This window comes from Rhodanobacter sp. UC4437_H4 (assembly GCF_052978425.1).
In genome coordinates, this window is sequence record NZ_CM129673.1 from 3,275,708 (window position 1) to 3,291,686 (window position 15,979).

Annotated in this window: 12 protein-coding genes; 8 read left to right on the forward strand and 4 right to left on the reverse strand. The window is 65.2% G+C overall.

Features of this window, described 5'->3' with window-relative positions; all coding sequences use genetic code 11:
- Positions 1-75: 75 nt before the first annotated feature.
- Together ACVCL3_RS14750 and ACVCL3_RS14755 are read left to right on the forward strand one after the other, a co-directional pair.
- A complete protein-coding gene (locus tag ACVCL3_RS14750; protein WP_447099793.1) occupies positions 76-699 on the forward strand; it encodes a glutathione S-transferase family protein in 624 nt (207 codons plus the stop codon).
- A 70-nt stretch (positions 700-769) separates the two neighbouring features.
- Entirely contained in the window at positions 770-1,186 is a 417-nt protein-coding gene (locus ACVCL3_RS14755) for a VOC family protein (protein ID WP_447099794.1), read from the forward strand.
- Positions 1,187-1,210: 24 nt separating this feature from the next.
- Here ACVCL3_RS14755 and ACVCL3_RS14760 read toward each other — a convergent pair whose 3' ends face one another.
- Together ACVCL3_RS14760 and ACVCL3_RS14765 are read right to left on the reverse strand one after the other, a co-directional pair.
- On the reverse strand, positions 1,211-1,597 hold the full coding sequence (locus tag ACVCL3_RS14760) for a VOC family protein (RefSeq protein WP_447101538.1): 387 nt from the start codon (positions 1,595-1,597) through the stop codon (positions 1,211-1,213).
- A 131-nt stretch (positions 1,598-1,728) separates the two neighbouring features.
- Entirely contained in the window at positions 1,729-2,286 is a 558-nt protein-coding gene (locus tag ACVCL3_RS14765; protein WP_447099795.1) for a dihydrofolate reductase family protein, read from the reverse strand.
- A 490-nt stretch (positions 2,287-2,776) separates the two neighbouring features.
- Here ACVCL3_RS14765 and ACVCL3_RS14770 point away from each other — a divergent pair, with 490 nt between their 5' ends.
- The 3 genes from ACVCL3_RS14770 (at position 2,777) to ACVCL3_RS14780 (ending at position 5,456) form a co-directional block, all read left to right on the forward strand.
- The gene (locus ACVCL3_RS14770; protein ID WP_447099796.1) at positions 2,777-3,718 is read left to right on the forward strand and encodes a hypothetical protein; all 942 of its coding nucleotides are present in this window, start codon (positions 2,777-2,779) and stop codon (positions 3,716-3,718) included.
- Positions 3,719-3,774: 56 nt separating this feature from the next.
- Positions 3,775-4,599, forward strand: a complete 825-nt coding sequence (locus ACVCL3_RS14775) for a hypothetical protein (protein WP_447098232.1) — start codon at positions 3,775-3,777, stop codon at positions 4,597-4,599.
- 137 nt (positions 4,600-4,736) lie between these two features.
- Positions 4,737-5,456 (forward strand): Stf0 family sulfotransferase, encoded by a 720-nt coding sequence (locus ACVCL3_RS14780; protein ID WP_447101539.1) that lies wholly within the window; start codon positions 4,737-4,739, stop codon positions 5,454-5,456.
- Between the two features lie 308 nt (positions 5,457-5,764).
- Here ACVCL3_RS14780 and ACVCL3_RS14785 read toward each other — a convergent pair whose 3' ends face one another.
- On the reverse strand, positions 5,765-6,367 hold the full coding sequence (locus tag ACVCL3_RS14785) for a hypothetical protein (RefSeq protein WP_447099797.1): 603 nt from the start codon (positions 6,365-6,367) through the stop codon (positions 5,765-5,767).
- 184 nt (positions 6,368-6,551) lie between these two features.
- Positions 6,552-7,523: a LysR substrate-binding domain-containing protein gene (locus tag ACVCL3_RS14790; RefSeq protein WP_447099798.1), complete on the reverse strand. Its 972-nt coding sequence runs from the start codon at positions 7,521-7,523 to the stop codon at positions 6,552-6,554.
- Positions 7,524-7,682: 159 nt separating this feature from the next.
- Between ACVCL3_RS14790 and ACVCL3_RS14795 the strand changes: the two genes are divergently transcribed.
- From ACVCL3_RS14795 to prmC, 3 genes are all read left to right on the forward strand, one after another.
- Complete coding sequence (locus ACVCL3_RS14795; RefSeq protein WP_447099799.1) at positions 7,683-10,385, forward strand: M1 family metallopeptidase; 2,703 nt, start codon at positions 7,683-7,685, stop codon at positions 10,383-10,385.
- Positions 10,386-10,974: 589 nt separating this feature from the next.
- Positions 10,975-15,072: a hypothetical protein gene (locus tag ACVCL3_RS14800; protein WP_447099800.1), complete on the forward strand. Its 4,098-nt coding sequence runs from the start codon at positions 10,975-10,977 to the stop codon at positions 15,070-15,072.
- Positions 15,065-15,895, forward strand: a complete 831-nt coding sequence (gene prmC / locus ACVCL3_RS14805; protein WP_447099801.1) for a peptide chain release factor N(5)-glutamine methyltransferase — start codon at positions 15,065-15,067, stop codon at positions 15,893-15,895. Before ACVCL3_RS14800 ends, prmC begins: the two co-directional genes overlap by 8 nt.
- The last annotated feature ends 84 nt before the right edge of the window (positions 15,896-15,979 follow it).

The window sequence follows — 15,979 nt, forward strand, 5'->3', positions numbered from 1 at the left end:
TCCGCGCCTGTCGATTCACGGGAGCGTCGTTCGTCGTGGCAGGGAAGTCCCCACCTTCGCGAGGAAACTCCAATCATGAAGCTCTACTGGTCCGACGTGTTGAAACCGCGCTCCGCGTGCGCGGTCGCGAAATACCTGGAATCCCCCGTTGAATACGTCTATCTCGACCTCGGCCGCGGCGAGCAACGCCGCCCCGGCTACCTGGCGCTCAATCCCAACGGCAAGGTGCCTACCCTGGTCGACGGCGCGCTGGCGCTGTGGGAGGCGGACGCGATCATGTGCCACCTCGCCGCGCGCTGCGACTCGGAGTTGTGGCCGCAGGACGCACGCCAGATCGAGGTGGTCCGCTGGTTCAGCTGGAACCATCAGCACTTCACCCGGCCCGGCGGCGCGCTTTACTTCGAGCACATCATCAGGCCGCGTTTCAACCTGGGCGAGGCAGACGCCGCCGAAGTGGAGCGGGCTTCTCACGAATGGCGCCGCGCTGCGGCGGTGCTGGACGGCCATCTGCAACATCGCAACTACGTCGTCGGCGACTCGCTCACGCTGGCCGATTTCGCGCTCGCCGTGGCGCTTCCGCACGCGACCCGCGCGCACATCCCGCTGGCCGAGTTCCCTGCCGTCCAGCGCTGGCACGAGCGCATGAACGAGCTCGAAACCTGGCGCGAACCCTTCCCCGAAATCGCCGTGGCCGCCTGATTCGCGCTGACTGTCGATTTGCGCCCGCGCCGTTCGTCATCCCTGCAGAGCACCCCGCCGGAGACCACCGATGCAACTCGTGAGCTACCTGTTTTTCAAGGACAACGCCGCCGAAGCCTTCGACTTCTACGCCCGCTGCCTGGGCGGCCAGATCGCGATGAAGGTGACCATGGGCGACATGTCCGGCGATGCGGCGCCGCCCGCCACCCGCCACCTCATTGCCCACGTGCGCCTGCAGGTGGGCGACGCCGTGCTGATGGGCTCGGACTGGTGCAATCCCGAGAGCGGCCCGTATCCGGGCATCCACGGCAACGCCGTGTCGCTCAGCGTCGACCAGCCGCAGGAAGCCGAGCGCCTGTTCGCCGCCCTGTCCGAAGGTGCGCAGGTGACCATGCCGATGGCCGAGACCGACTGGGCGCTGCGCTTCGGCATGCTCACCGATCGTTACGGCGCGATGTGGATGGTCAACTGCAACCGGCCCGGGTAAGCGCGGGGCAGGGTCGGGCGCCCTTCAGGCTTCGCCGTAGCTCGAGACCTCGATGAGGTTGGCATCGGGGTCCCTGAAGTAGACAGAGGTGATGGGCCCGGTGGCCCCCGTGCGCTGCACCGGCCCCTCCAGTACGGCTACGCCGCACGCCTCCAGGTGGGCCAGCACGGCCTGCGGTCGGGCCAGGGTGACCAGGCAAAGGTCCGCCGAGCCGGGCGTCGGCGCGGCGGCCTTGGGCTCGAACTCGCGACCCTGCTGATGCAGGTTGATCTTGCTTTGCCCGAACGCCAGGGCCTTGCGGCCCGCGCCGAACGTCACGACCTCCATGCCGAGCACGCGCGAGTAGAAATCGCAGGTCGTGGGAATGTCCTTGACGGTGAGGACGAGATGGTCGAGGCGTTCGATGTGGATGGGGTTCATGGGAGAGGCTTCGCGCTCGGGCTGCAGGACCGTGGCAGTCGTGCGACGAACCGTTCGCGCACTGCTTCGGACTTCACTCCAACCGCAAGGACTCTATCAGTTCGCCATCGGAGCACTACCGGTCAGCGTGCGCGCCGGTAATGCATGGCAACTGCGCCGTTGCGCAGCGGCGTGGCCGAGACCAGCTCCAGTCGGCGCGTGCCGGGCAGCCCGTCCTGGTACAAAGTCGGTCCATGACCGGCGATCCGGGGATGGATGAGGAACCTGTACTCGTCGATCAGCTCCAGCCGGTCCAGTTCCGCCGCACGCTTGCCGCTGCCGAGCAGCACGCCGGCCGGAGTCGCGTCCTTGAGCTCCTGCACGCCCGTGCGCAAGTCGCCGGCGACATGGTGGCTGTTGGCCCAAGGGAAATCCTGTCGCGTCGAAGACACCACGTACTTCGGCTTGGCCTCCAGCTTGACCGCCCATTCGCGCATCGCCGGCGGCGCTTCCACCTCGCCGCGGGCGACCGCCGGCCAGTACCTCTCCATCATCTCGTAGGTGACGCGGCCCCACAGCATCGCCCCGCTCTCGTCCATGAGGCGGGTGAAGAACGCGTGCGTCTCGTCGTCGGCGATGCCTTCCTGATGGTCGACGCAGCCGTCCAGGGTGACGTTGATGCTGAAGGTCAAGAGGCCCATGGGATGCTCCGTTTGGGATGCCGGAACGGGTCAGGTTCTGCGGTTTGCCGGATTTAATTGGCCACGTCCCCTTTATCTTCGTCCCCTTTATCTTGGTCCAGGAGTTGCCACTCGCAAGTCATCATGCGCGCACTGTTCCTTCAATCGGCATGCAACATGTTGATTGAACGAGGAGATTTGTGGGGAAACCTCAGACACTGACCCCCGTTCTTCTGACCCCTTCGGACAAGAAATATATTGCGAAATTCGTATATTTTTGCGATACGCGGAGACCTTTAACCCCTACCTCTGATTCCGTAAAGCGACGTCACATTTGCTTAACGCGCGGCTGAGGATGATTTGAGCGGCACGTCACGTCATAGAAAGAACGGCAATATCATCGGAAATTGTAATAACTGTGCGCGCGCGATAATTGTTCGCTGTGAGTTCGCTCGGAATCAACAGTAATCCATGCCTAAGTAGGCTACACCACTGTGCTGGGAGGGCCGTGATGTATACGCAGGAAGAATTAATCGATATCACAGCATTGCGCAAGGTGAGACTGACCTATTCAATGCTTGGACTGGTGTACCCAGCGTTGGGATTAGCGGCATATTTAATTAGCCCTCAAATTGGGGCATCTGGCGCAACGCCAAATCCCGAAGCACGCGGCAGCTCTTCATTAGGCGGCAACGCGTCAAATTCGTGGAATCTGGTGAAATGGCAAAGCGATTCCGAGCGCATCTATGAGTGCAGTATTGGTGAGATGAACACATGCGCCCCGAACAAACCCATGCGGAGTTTGTCCCCGGAGGAAATTCAGATCATTATCGGGTCCGACGACTCGATGGAGCAGACACAAACCCATGGGTCCTGCACCGCCAACGGCTGCAACGTCACAGCAACCGTGCCGCCGCCGACCTATGTTTCTGGTCTGCCTATAACGAGTGCGCCGCCCCCTCCCGATATGGGAGGGGGTGGGGGTGGCGGTTATGATTACAATGTCCCCAATACAGTAAGTCAGCAACATTTGGAGCAATGCGCATTGGCCTATGGGGCGCTTAGCCCGTCCTTGCCAACCAAATTCACAGACGTGTATGGATGGACCGCTAAGGACGCTGACGGAGTTTGGGTGAGTCATACGACGACGTCAACCATCGAAGATCCGCCACTTCCTCTCGGAGCTAAATATTGGCAAATGGATGACGCGACCACATTTCTAACTGCGGACCAGAATCAACAGAATCATATTGCGCGAACGGAGATATATAAACATGCATATCAATCTGACGCGCATCTGGTAAAGATTATAGCACACGAATGGTATCATCAAAATCATTACAATCCAAACGCAACTCCGGCGCAACAAAAAGCCGAGGAAGATGCTGCGGACCAAGCTGGCCAAGACGCCGAGAATGGTTATGTCGCAGACGGTGGGGCTAAGTGTAACTAGGCGGGCTGTGGCACTCAGGTAGTTACGTACAACTTTCAAGGTATATTGGAGAGATCATGACAATACTCGCCCCCAAACGCATGACCTTGCTCGCCACCTGCCTCTGTTTCATCACATCGGGGGCAGCCTTGGTGGCCGCGCAAGGCACTCCCCCCGCGAGCGTGGATCCGACGTCCAGTGGCAAGATTGCTAGCGGAAGAATCAGTGTCATCGCAGAAGGGCATCGTCGGGAATTCCTTGACGCGAGGGAATGCTTTACGCATTACCTAGATGCATCGGTCTTGTCCAGTGGGATGAATAGCTGCTCTCGGCATAAAGGTGTTAATTCCGAACAGTGCGCGAGATGGAGCAAGGCTCTGGAAGAATCTTCGAAAGCCAACGCTTCATCGAGGGGGTGCAGCGGGGACCCCAGTGTTCTTGAAAGAGAGTTTCGCAAAGCTGTTATAATTGCTGCAAAGGACGGGGACGAAGATGCGCGCATTTGCTATGTCGATGGCGCTTTTTTTACACCGAAAGATGTTGATATCGACGAGTATAGGGTTAACGCACATAGATATTTAAAGGAAGCTATCGAACGAGGCGATTGGCGGGCCGTCGCCCTTCTGGCCAAGGACAGCCCTGACCACGACGGTATGGGTGTTATGTCCTCTATGGACATCATTGGCAAGCCATTTACCCTTTATCGCGCAAACAGATTGCTTCAACTCGGCGCAGCAGATGGTCTGAAGAAAATTTATGCGGATAATGCTCGCGTTGCAGCACAGCGTCTGACTAACGCCCAGATTGTCAATGCAAACGTTTGGGCGGCCCAGGTTTATTCGAAGTATTTTGACAAGTCGTCGAAGCTTACATCTAATCCGAGCGGCTGCATGAGAAATTGATTAGCTCTATTTTGTTCGATGATCGTTGAGTGATCAGTGGATAAGATATGGAAAAGCAAGGAAGGCATTTGGCACGTAGGTTATATGATGCCGAGTTCGATTTTAACTGCTTCGGCAGAGAGCCGTTGGGTACGTACATGTTAGCGACCCTACCTCGTTCAGGAAGTACCTATTGTGCGATAAAGCTATGGCAGACCGGTCTGCTCGGATCGCCGATGGAATATTTGAACTTTGGAGTGATAGCCGATCTGTACCAGAGGCTGGGTTATCCGATCAGCGGTGATGGAGGAGTTTTGTCCGGGCATGTTCAATCCTACTGGCGGAGTGTGAAGATTATAAGAACTTCTTTGAATGGTGTATTCGGCTGGAAGATGTTTACCTCAAATTTCCTCGAGATATCAAAAAAGTACCCTGAGCTGCTTAAGGAAATTACGCCAAACTATGTTTTATATTTGACGAGAAGGGATGAGTTGGGTCAGGCTTTTTCTTATTCGAGGGCAATGAGGTCAAAAACATGGTTCGGAGGAATAGCAAATGTGTCTGAGGTTGCTTATGATTTTTTTCATATCAAAAAGTGTCTGCGATTGATCAGGGAACAGAAGAGATGTTGGGAAGATATCTTCGATACCGTCGAGATAGAGCCTATTCGTATTTTTTACGAGGATCTCTTGAGTGACGCCGAGTCCTTCACTGGGTGCATTCTTGGGCGTATGGGGATTAAGGTTGACCGTACCTCTCGCATTGATATCCCCGTGACGCTCAGGCAGACGGATGGTATTAGCCGTATCTGGCGAAATCGCTTCGCTGAGGATGAATCTCACGAGGCTATTTCTGCTGAAAAGAAAACGCCTGATTAGCGTCGGACCCCAGTCCCAAATCTCGCTCCCTGCGATAACGTGAGGGGAAGCTGCGCCCCTGACTGAAACCTCGAAGAAGAAGTCCCCGACGTACTCGTGGGCCGTTCGGATGGTGTTCTAGCGCACGGCTTGCCGTCTGGTAGCCGTGCGCTCTCGACCATACGGCAGTACGAGGCGTGGTCACCGACCGAGGCGAAGCGTGCGACATCCCCGCTCTCGAGCAGGATCGCCGTGCCCAGAACCGGGCCAGTGCCTTGCACGGCCAGTGGGGCGTGCGAGGCCAGGTTGAGCGGCGGCACGCCACACTCCTACGGCGCCGGCACCACGTCCACCCGCTCCACATAAATCAACTCGCACGCCCCCGCGCCCGTGTCATCGCGCGTCATGGACGTCTTCCAATGCCACCCACCAGGCCGGGTGGCGTCGACGAGGAAGCCTTCGAGGTGGATGACCTGGCCGGCGCGCACCTGTTCCAGCTGGTTTTTCACGTCGTCGTCGGCGGGGATGATGTGCATGTTGGCGCTGGAGGTTTCGATTTCGCGCTGGGGGATCGGGAACTCGTCGACGTGCCAGTAGTAGAAGCGGCCGGACTGGCGGATGTCGATGTTGGCCAGCACCGCGCTGTCGGACATGCGGCCCCAGCCCATGGCGAGGTCCACCGGCACCAGGTCGCCGTCGGCGCGGCTGGGATAGTCCTTGCGCGAGAGCACGCGGGCGGTGATGTCGAAGTGCGCGCGGGTGGCGAGCGTGGTGTCGCCCTTTTGCAGTTGCGCGCCGTGATCGAGGTCGATCTGCACCGGCGCCGCGGCAGCCAGCACGCCGGGGCCGGGGTGCACCGCCGCGTGCTGACGGTGCTTGAGCACGCCCAGCAACAGCAGCGACGCGGCGACGACGATGAGAAGTTTGCGCATGGAAGCGGACGGTCCCGAGAGTGCCCCAACAAACGTCATTCCAGCCCAGGCTGGAGTCCCGTGTTTTCACGTGGGTGTCGATGCGCCGGATCGCGGCTTGCGCCGGGATGACGGCTGGTTTTGAAGCTTCCCCAAGTGCGTCCAGTGTACGCAAACCGGCGGGCCGTCCCGCGGCACCGGGCGGCTATTTCCTTGTCGTTGCCGCGCCTGTTGCCGCCGCTGCTTCCGCCGGCGGTGGCGAGGCGGCCGTACGGGTATCGAGCAGCTCGGGCGGCAGTTGCCGCAGCACATCGGCGAGCCTGGCCAGGAAAGCCTCCATCGCCGAACTCTTGCGCCACACCATCGCGATGCGTCGGCTGGGCGCGTGGCCCTTGAACTCGATCAGGTGCAGGCCCTCCACCGGCGCCACCGGCGGCTTCACCGCCATTACCGGCAGCAGGGTGATGCCCACGTTGGCCGCCACCATCTGGCGCAGGGTCTCCAGGCTGGTGGCGCGGAAACCCGCGTGTTCGCCGGCGCCGGCCATGTGGCAGACCTCCAGCGCCTGGTCGCGCAGGCAGTGGCCGTCTTCCAGCAGCAGCAGGTTCTGGTTGGACAGGTCGCGCAGCTTGAGCAGCCCCTGCTGGTGCGCCAGCGGGTGCGCCTCGGATACCGCCAGCAGGAACGGCTCCTCGAACAGGAACTCGCTGTGCAGGCTGTCCTCGTGCAGGGGCAGGGCGAGGATGCCGGCATCGAGCCGGCCTTCGCGCAGCAGGCGCAGGACGGTCTCGGTCTTTTCCTCGACCAGCAGCAGCTCCAGCCGGGGGAAGGCCTTGCGCACCAGCGGCAGCGCGTGGGGCAGCAGGTACGGCCCCAGCGTGGGGAAGATGCCCAGCCGCACCGTGCCGGACTCCGGATCCAGCGTGCGCCGGGCCACCGCGCGGATCTGCTCGACCCCGCCCAGCACGTCGCGTGCGCGGATCGCGATGTCGCGTCCGACCTCGGTCAGCAGCACCTTGCGCGGAGTGCGCTCGACCAGCGACACGCCCAGTTCCTCTTCCAGTTTCTTGATCTGGGTGGAGAGGGTGGGCTGGCTGACGAAGCACGCGGCCGCCGCGCGGCCGAAATGGCGGTGCTCCGCCAGGGCCACGAGGTATTGCAGGTCGCGCAGGTTCATCGTCGTTCCCGGTCCGTCGAAAGATAGATCATACCTATGATGCGCCACGCAAATAATCAGCGTTGACGATGCCGCAGGCCGCCAGCCATGCCTTCTGGCACTGGGTCGAAAGTCATGCCGCCCCCTAGCGTGGGGCTTTGTCCGTCCCGGAGTGAAGCCATGCGCCGCCTTGTCCAGACCGCCTTGTTCACCGCGCTCGCTGCCTGTGGCGCCTCGACCCTGGCCGCTTCCGCCGAGCAGGCGCCCAGCGGCCGACTGCCCGGCTGGGCCGTGCCGCAGTCGTACCAGTTGGCGTTCAAGGTGGACCCTGCGCAGGCAGATTTCTCCGGCACCACGACGATCGAGGTGAAGCTCGAAAAGGCCTCCGACCACCTGTGGCTGGACGGCGCCGACCTGAAGGTGTCGAGGGTGGAGATCACCGATGCTGCCGGCGCGGTGCACGTGGGCAAGTACGTGGCGGCGGATGCGAAGGCCGGCGTGGCGCGGGTGGATTTCGGCAGCGTGTTGCAGCCGCAGCAGCTCAGCGTGAAGTTCGAGTACACCGCGCCGCTCAATGCGCAGCTGCAGGGGTTGTACAAGGTCAGCGCCAAGGGCAAGCCGTATGCGATGACCCAGATGGAACCGATCAGCGCGCGCTTCGCCTTTCCCGGCTTCGACGAGCCCGGCTTCAAGACTCCGTTCGACATCTCCATCACCGCGCCCGCCGACGAGACCGTGGTGGCCAACACCAAGCCGGTCAGCGAGCAGAGCGCCGGCAAGGGCTGGAAGACCGTCACCTTCACCCGCACCGTGCCGCTGCCGACCTACCTGGTGGCCTTCGCGGTCGGCCCGTGGGACGTCGTCGCCGGCCCGGACATTTCGCCGACCGCTTACCGCGCCAAGCCGCTGCAGCTGCGTGGCGTCGCCGCCGAAGGCGAGGGCCATCGCATGCAGCATGTCCTCTCCGAAACGCCGAGCATCATCCACGCGCTGGAGAACTACTACGGCTTCGGCTATCCGTTCGACAAGCTCGACCTGCTGGCCGCGCCGGATTTCTCCGCCGGCGCGATGGAGAACCCCGGCCTGGTCACCTTCCGCGACTGGCTACTGCTGCTCGACAACGATTCCCCCGCGCGCAACGTGCGCGGCTCGTTCAACGTCACCGCGCACGAGCTGGCGCACATGTGGACCGGAGACACGGTCACCACCGAGTGGTGGAACGACATCTGGCTCAACGAGGCGTTCGCCACCTGGATGCAGCAGAAGGTGACGATGCAGGTGCATCCGGAATACCGCGCCGATCTCGACCGCGTGCGCGGCGGCCAGCGCGCGATGGGCAGCGACAGCCTGGTCAGCGCGCGCAGCGTGCGCCAGCCGATCACCGGCAACGGCGACATCACTACCGCGTTCGACGGCATTACCTACCAGAAGGGTGCCAGCGTGCTGGGCATGTTCGAGAACTACGTGGGCGAGGAGATCTTTCGCAAGGGGATGCGCGCGTACATCCAGGATCACAAGTTCGGCAACGCCACCGCCGATGATCTGGTCGACGCCATCGCCGACGCGGCGGGCAAGGGCGCGCCGTTCAAGCACGCATTCGAGAGCTTCCTCAACCAGTCCGGCGTGCCCTACGTGCGCACCAAGCTGGAATACAAGGGCGGCCAGGCCGTGCTGCGGCTGAGCCAGGATCGCTACCTGCCGCTGGGCAGCAAGGGCGACCCGCAGCGCCTGTGGGGCGTGCCGGTGTGCGTGCGTTACGGCACCCGCGCCAACGGCAAGGATGAAGCGCAGTCCAGCAAGGTGGAGTGCAAGATGCTCGACCAGGCCAGCGGCTCGATGGCGCTGCCCGGTGCCGGCAAGCCGACCTGGGTCATGCCCAACGCGAACGCCCACGGCTATTACCGTTTCAGCCTCGACAAGCCGCAACTGGCCCGGCTGACCGCCGTGGTCGGCCAGCTCAGCGACGCCGAGCAGCTCGCGTATGCCGATGCGGTCAGCGCCAGTTTCCGTCGCGGCGATCTCGATGCCGGCGACGTGCTGGCCGCGTTCAAGCCGCTGACCGCCTCGCCGATCTCCGACGTCGCCACCGCCCCGCTGGGCCAGCTGGCGTGGATCGCGCACCACGCGGCGCGCACTGACGCGCAGCGTGCACGCGTGGACGGCTGGGTTCGCGCGGCATACCTGCCGCGGCTGCAGAAGCTCGGCTACCAGCGCGTGGCCGGCGAGACGGATACAGCGGCCTTGCTGCGCAGCACGCTCGCCGACGCGCTGGCGTTCGACTTCCGCGTGCCGGAAGTGCGCGCGGCCTTGCTCAAGCAGGGTGAGGCGGCGCTCAAGCCCGGCGCCAACGGTCGCCTGGACCTGGCCGCCGCCAACCCCGACCTGCTCGGTGATGCGCTGGGCATGGCAGTGCAGACGCACGGAAAATCCGCGGTGGACGCGCTGATCGCCGAACTGCCCCACACCAGCGACCCGGCGCTGCGCAACGGCATCCTCGACGGGCTGTCGCGCGCCGACGATCCGGCGCTGGCCGAACAGGTGCGCAACTTCGCCCTGACCGACACGGTGAAGGTAGGCGAGATGGGCATGCTGCTGATGGGCGAGCGCGACACCATCGCGCAGCGTGATGCGATGTGGCAGTGGTTCACCGCGCACTACCCGCGGATCCTCGAGCGCACCGGCAGCTTCGCCGGCGGCCGCCTGCCGTCGCTGGCCGCTGCCGGCGGCTGCAGCACCGCCGAGTCCGCGCGCCTGCACGCCTTCTTCGATTCGCGCGTGGACGACGCGGCCGGCATCGCCCGCGGCCTGGCGCAGACCGGCGAGTCGATCGAACTGTGCGCGGCGCTGAAGCAGGCGCAGGACCCTGCAGCGATCCTGCAGTAACCGTGCTGACGCTCGCTCAGCATGTGTCATGTGGCGCGCCGGTTGTCTGGCCGGCGCGCCATTCTTTTGATTGAGAGATATGACGTGGCTGCCGGGCTTTCGACAGACCTCCCACCTCGTCCCCACACTCCGTCATGCCTGCGAAGACAGGCATCGCCCGTCTCACAAGAACGATCGATCCCTCGCACTTGCAGGAGCGCGCTTGCGCGCGATGCCTTATGGCCGAATTCAAAGCGAAGAGCGGTCGATCGCCTTGGGCGATCGACCGCTCTGCTCTGAAAGCAAGAGCATCGCGCACAAGTGCGCTCCTGCAGCTGCAAGCAATCGGCCGCTTCTGGCTTGCGTGCGGCCCGCTGCCCTCCAATGCCACCACTGCCCGCAATGACGAAGTGCGATGCGTGCCTGCGCAGGCACGACGAGGCGTGAGGGAGGGGCGGGCCTCGACCCCATTCCACCCCGTGCTGCGTTGAATCCGGAGTGCGCAATGTGCGAACGCGTATCGCGGCTGGCGCAGTTACGGGCCGCTTCGTCCGCTCGCCGCGTTCCACTTACACTGTGCCCGCCGACCGGCCTAAAGGGGTAAAGCAGCATGCTTCGTCGATTGTGCATTTTGCTGGGTCTGGGTCTGCTGCTGACCGCGCCGCTGGCGGCGCAGGACATTCCGCCGCCGTTGCGTGACTGGCAGGGTTGGGTGCTGCACGACGTGCCCGGGCACGCTTGCCCGTTCCTGGCCGACCAGGCACCGGGTGAGGACAGTTACCGCTGCGCCTGGCCGGGGCGGCTGGCGCTCGATGCCGGCGAGGATGGCGGGCACTTCAGCCTGGAGGTGCATGTGGATGCGCCGAGCTGGGTGGCCCTGCCGGGGGACAGTCGCCACTGGCCGCAGCAGGTGAACCTGGGCAACCGGCCGGCGACGGTGCTGGAGCATCAGGGCCAACCGATGTTGTGGCTGGAGTCGGGCGATTATCACATCCAGGGCGAGCTGCCATGGACGTCGCGACCCGCCAACCTGGGCGTGCCGGAGTCGATCGGGCTGGTGACGCTTCGCGTCGACGGCGCCACGGTGACGCGAATCGAACGCGATGGCCGGCAGCTCACGCTGGGCGAAGCGGCCAGCGCGCAACGCGCGGCCGATGCGCTTTCGCTGCGCGTGTATCGCCGCCTGGCCGATGGCCTCCCGGCTACGCTGGAGACGCAGCTGCAATTCAACGTCAGCGGCAGCGCGCGCGAGCAGGTGCTGGGACCGGTGCTGCCCGCGGGTTTCGTCGCCACTGCGCTCAGCGGCGAGCTGCCCGCGCGACTGGAGAACGATGGCCATCTGCGCGTGCAATTGCGGCCGGGCCAGTGGACGCTGACCCTGCTGGCGCGCAGCGTCGCGCCACTGGCGAAGGTCGGCGTGACCCTGCCGCCCGCGCCGTGGCCGAAGCAGGAGGTCTGGAGTTACGCCGATGACAACGCGCTGCGCGGCACGCGCGTGGAAGGCAATGCGGTCGACGCGGCGCAGGCCGGGGTGCCGGGCGACTGGGCCAACCTGCCGGCCTACGCGCTGGATGACCGCAGCGGGCTGAGCGTGGAGCAGGGCAACCGCGGCAATGAAGGCAGCCGCAGCGACGCGCTGCACCTGCAACGCGAGATGTGGCTGGATTTCGACGGTGGGCATTTCAGCGTCGCCGATCGTCTCAGTGGCGAACTTCGCCATCACCAGCGGCTCGACGTCACCGCGCCGTGGCAGTTGCAGCGTGCCTCGGAAGACGGCGAACCGCTGCTGGTCACCAGGGATGCGAAAGGCCATGCGGGTGTCGAGCTGCGCGATCGCCGCATCGACGTGGCAGCCGGCCTGCGCGTGCCGGCCGGAGTCGGCGCGATGCCGGGTTCCGGTTGGCAGCTGCCGCTGGACGGCATCGAGGCTACCGTGCACCTGCCGCACGGCTATCGCCTGCTCGGTGTGATCGGTGCGGATCGCTCGAACGATTCCTGGGCCGCGCAATGGAGCCTGCTCGACCTGTTCGTGGTGGCATTGGTTGCGTTGCTGGCCGGGCGCTTGCTCGGTTGGCCGTGGGCCCTGCTGGCGGCGGGCTATCTGGCGCTGGCGCAGCACGAGGCGTTGGCACCGCTGTGGACGCTGGCGCTGGCATTGGCGCTCGCCTTGTTGCTGCGCGCGCTGCCGGAAGGTCGCTTGCGCGGGTTTGCGCGCGGCGGCGCGCTGGCCGTGTTTGCGCTGGCGGTGCTGTGGGCGCTGCCGTTCGCGGCCGCGCAATTGCAGTACGCGCTGCATCCGCAACTGGAGCACGGCAGCGCGCCGCGGATGGTGTCGGCGGCGTATGCACCGCAGGCCGTCGTCGCCGACAAGATGGCGGCCGGCGTGCCGGCACCGCCTCCGCCACCGCCACCGGGCGCGCGGGCCGTGAGCGAGATGAGCGCGAATGTCGTGCAGGCGGCCCCCGGCACCCTGGCCAGCGTGGTTGTCACCGGTTCGCGGATGACGGCCAGCCAACTGGTGGCCAGCGAGCAGGACAACCGCACCGTGATCCAGGCCGGCGTCGGCACGCCGCATTGGGACGAGGGCAACAACTACCGGCTCGGCTGGTCGGGGCCGGTGACGCCGCAGCAAACCACCCGGCTGGTGATCGCACCGGCATGGCTGGTGCGCCTGTTGCGCGTAGTGATGGTCGGCTTGCTGGCGGTGGTGCTGGGTCGATTGGCCATGAAGCTGTGGCGACCGCTGCGTAACCACTGGCTGCCTTCGCGTGCTGCAGGCATCGCCGGTGCCGCCTTGCTGGCGATCGCCTTCTTGCCCACCGGCGCACGCGCGCAGGCGCTGCCGGATGCGCAGTTGCTCAGCCAGTTGCGCAGCCGGCTCACCGAGGCGCCGAAGTGCGCGCCGCAGTGTGCCGAGGTGGCGCAGGCGCAACTTCAGGTCAATGGCGCGATGCTGGAGGTCGTGCTGGAAACCCACGCCGGAGCCAGCGTGGCGCTGCCGTTGCCGACATCCGACCAGGTAATGCCGCTGGTCGATGTCCGCCTCGACGGCCAGGCCGATCCGGCGCTGTTGCGCGACGATGATCAGCTGCTGCTGCGGCTGGATCGCGGCGTGCACCGCGTCAGCCTGCGCTACCGGCTGGACGCGGTGGACAGCGCCGCGCTGCACTTCGCGCTGGCGCCGCAACGCATCGCCTTCAGCGACCCGGGCTGGTCGCTCGATGGCGTCGATGGCGGCCGGGTGCTGGGCGACAGCGTCACCCTGCGCCGTGTGCAGACGGCGGCCGACGGCAAGCAACTGCCGACCGCGCAGAGCTTTCCGCCGTATGTGCGGTTGACCCGCAGCATCGGCCTGGGGCTGGACTGGATCGTGCTGAACCGGGTCGAGCGCATCGCGCCGCAGGAGGGCGGCTTCAGCATCAGCCTGCCGCTGCTGCCGGGCGAGCATCCGCGCGGCGAGGGCGTGCTGGTCAAGGACGGCAGGATCAACGTCACCTTCAAGGCCGGCGAATCGATGGTGAGCTGGAGCAGCCAGCTCGATCGCTCCGCGAAGATCACCCTGGAAGCACCGCCGCTGGGCGAGCGCTCCGAGGTGTGGGAAGTGGGCGCGGCGCCGATGTGGCATGTGGATGCCGAAGGCGTGCCGACCAGCGCCAGCGACGATGGCCTGCGGTTCGATCCGCTGCCGGGCGAGAAGCTGCAACTGGCGATCACGCAGCCGGTGGCCATGGCCGGCGACAGCCTCGCCATCGACGGCGCGCAGCTGACCATCCGCACCGGCGAGCGCGCCAGCGAGTTGCAGCTGGACCTGCGCGTGCGCAGCACCCGTGGCGGCGAGCATGCCATCGACTTGCCGCCCGGCAGCGAGTTGATCGATGCCCGGCGCGACAACCAGCCGATCAACCTGGCGGTGCGTGACGGCAAGCTGAGCCTGCCGCTGCTGCCCGGCGCGCATGACTACGCCGTGCATCTGCGTGAGCCGCTGGGCGTGGCGACGCGCGTGCGCACGCCTGCGCTGGATCTGCATGCACCGGTGGCCAACATCGACCTGAACCTGCAACTGCCGCAGGATCGCTGGGTGTTGTGGACGTGGGGGCCCACCGACGGCCCGGCGGTGCTGTACTGGTCACAGGTGCTGGTGCTGTTGATCGCCGCCTGGCTGCTGGCGCGTTACGCCCCGACGCCGTTGCGCCTGCGCCACTGGGTGCTGCTGGGGCTGGGCTTCTCGGCCTTCGCCTGGAGTGCGTTCGCGCTGGTGGTGGTGTGGCTGATCGCCCTGGGCCTGCGTGCGCGGCTGCGGGCGCCGGAGCAGCTCGAACGCCTGCGTTTCAACCTGCTGCAGCTGGGCCTGGCGGCCTTGACCGTGCTGGCACTGTGCGTGCTGGTCGGCGCCGTGCCGCAGGGTCTGCTGGGCTTGCCGGACATGCATGTGGCCGGCAACCACTCGTCGGGGTCGAACCTGCACTGGTTTGCCGATCGCAGCGACGGAGCGTTGCCGCTGGCCGGCGTGTTCAGCCTGCCGTTGTGGATCTACAAGCTCGCCATGCTGGTCTGGGCGCTGTGGCTCGCCAATGCGCTGATCGGCTGGCTGCGCTGGGCCTTCGACGCGTGGACGCATGGCGGCTACTGGCGCAAGCGCGAGCCGAAGCCTGGCGTGGTGCCGCCGCAACTGCCGCCTTCGGCGGCGGGGCCGGGGCGCGATGCCTGACGTGCGCGAGGCGCTGGCCGCGGCGACGCAACGGCTGGGCGACCGCACCGAGGCCGAACTCCTGCTGCTGCACGTCCTGCAGCGGCCGCGAAGCTGGCTGTTCGCGCATGCCGGCGATCCGCTTGAAATGGACGTCCAGACGTCCTATCAGAAGTTGCTTTCCCGTCGCGAGGCTGGCGAGCCGGTGGCCTACCTCGTCGGCCATCGCGGCTTCTGGACGCTGGATCTGGAGGTCACGTCGGCGACGCTGATCCCGCGCCCGGAAACCGAGCTGCTGGTGGAACTGGCGCTGCAGCGCCTGCCACCCGGTTTCAGCGGCCGCGTGGCCGACCTCGGCACCGGCAGCGGCGCGATTGCGCTGGCGGTCGCGCGCGAGCATCCCCGCGCGCAGGTGATCGCCACCGATGCCAGCGCGACGGCGCTGGCCGTTGCCCGACGCAATGCACAGCGCCACGGCATCGACAACGTCAGCTTTGTGCAAGGCGACTGGCTGGCGCCGCTGGCGGGGCAGCGCTTCGAGCTGATCGTCTCGAACCCGCCCTACATCGAGGCCGGCGACCCACACCTGGCCCGCGGCGACCTGCGCTTCGAGCCGGCCAGCGCGCTGGCCTCGGGCCGCGACGGCCTGGACGACATCCGCCGCATCGTCGATGGCGCCCTCGGCCATCTCGCCCCGGGCGGCTGGCTGCTGTTCGAGCACGGCTGGAACCAGGGCGAGGCCGCGCGCGTGTTGGTGCGCGATGCCGGCTATGCCGAAGTATTCACGGCGCAGGATCTGGAGCAGCGCGATCGGGTGAGCGGCGGGCGTTGTGCTCGGCGATGACGGCCGGCGTGCATCCCCCGTCCACGATGCTCCGGTTCAACGCACAACCTGCTGCTGGCGGTGGCGATTGTTGCTGCGCCCCGC

What these genes read in the sequence shown, in the direction of transcription:
- ACVCL3_RS14750 (WP_447099793.1), top strand. Translation starts at nt 76, where the DNA reads ATGAAGCTCTACTGGTCCGACGTGTTGAAACCGCGCTCCGCGTGCGCG.
- ACVCL3_RS14785 (WP_447099797.1), bottom strand. Translation starts at nt 6,367, where the DNA reads ATGCGCAAACTTCTCATCGTCGTCGCCGCGTCGCTGCTGTTGCTGGGC.
- ACVCL3_RS14775 (WP_447098232.1), top strand. Translation starts at nt 3,775, where the DNA reads ATGACAATACTCGCCCCCAAACGCATGACCTTGCTCGCCACCTGCCTC.
- ACVCL3_RS14765 (WP_447099795.1), bottom strand. Translation starts at nt 2,286, where the DNA reads ATGGGCCTCTTGACCTTCAGCATCAACGTCACCCTGGACGGCTGCGTC.
- ACVCL3_RS14780 (WP_447101539.1), top strand. Translation starts at nt 4,737, where the DNA reads ATGTTAGCGACCCTACCTCGTTCAGGAAGTACCTATTGTGCGATAAAG.
- ACVCL3_RS14755 (WP_447099794.1), top strand. Translation starts at nt 770, where the DNA reads ATGCAACTCGTGAGCTACCTGTTTTTCAAGGACAACGCCGCCGAAGCC.
- ACVCL3_RS14800 (WP_447099800.1), top strand. Translation starts at nt 10,975, where the DNA reads ATGCTTCGTCGATTGTGCATTTTGCTGGGTCTGGGTCTGCTGCTGACC.
- prmC (WP_447099801.1), top strand. Translation starts at nt 15,065, where the DNA reads ATGCCTGACGTGCGCGAGGCGCTGGCCGCGGCGACGCAACGGCTGGGC.
- ACVCL3_RS14790 (WP_447099798.1), bottom strand. Translation starts at nt 7,523, where the DNA reads ATGAACCTGCGCGACCTGCAATACCTCGTGGCCCTGGCGGAGCACCGC.
- ACVCL3_RS14795 (WP_447099799.1), top strand. Translation starts at nt 7,683, where the DNA reads ATGCGCCGCCTTGTCCAGACCGCCTTGTTCACCGCGCTCGCTGCCTGT.
- ACVCL3_RS14770 (WP_447099796.1), top strand. Translation starts at nt 2,777, where the DNA reads ATGTATACGCAGGAAGAATTAATCGATATCACAGCATTGCGCAAGGTG.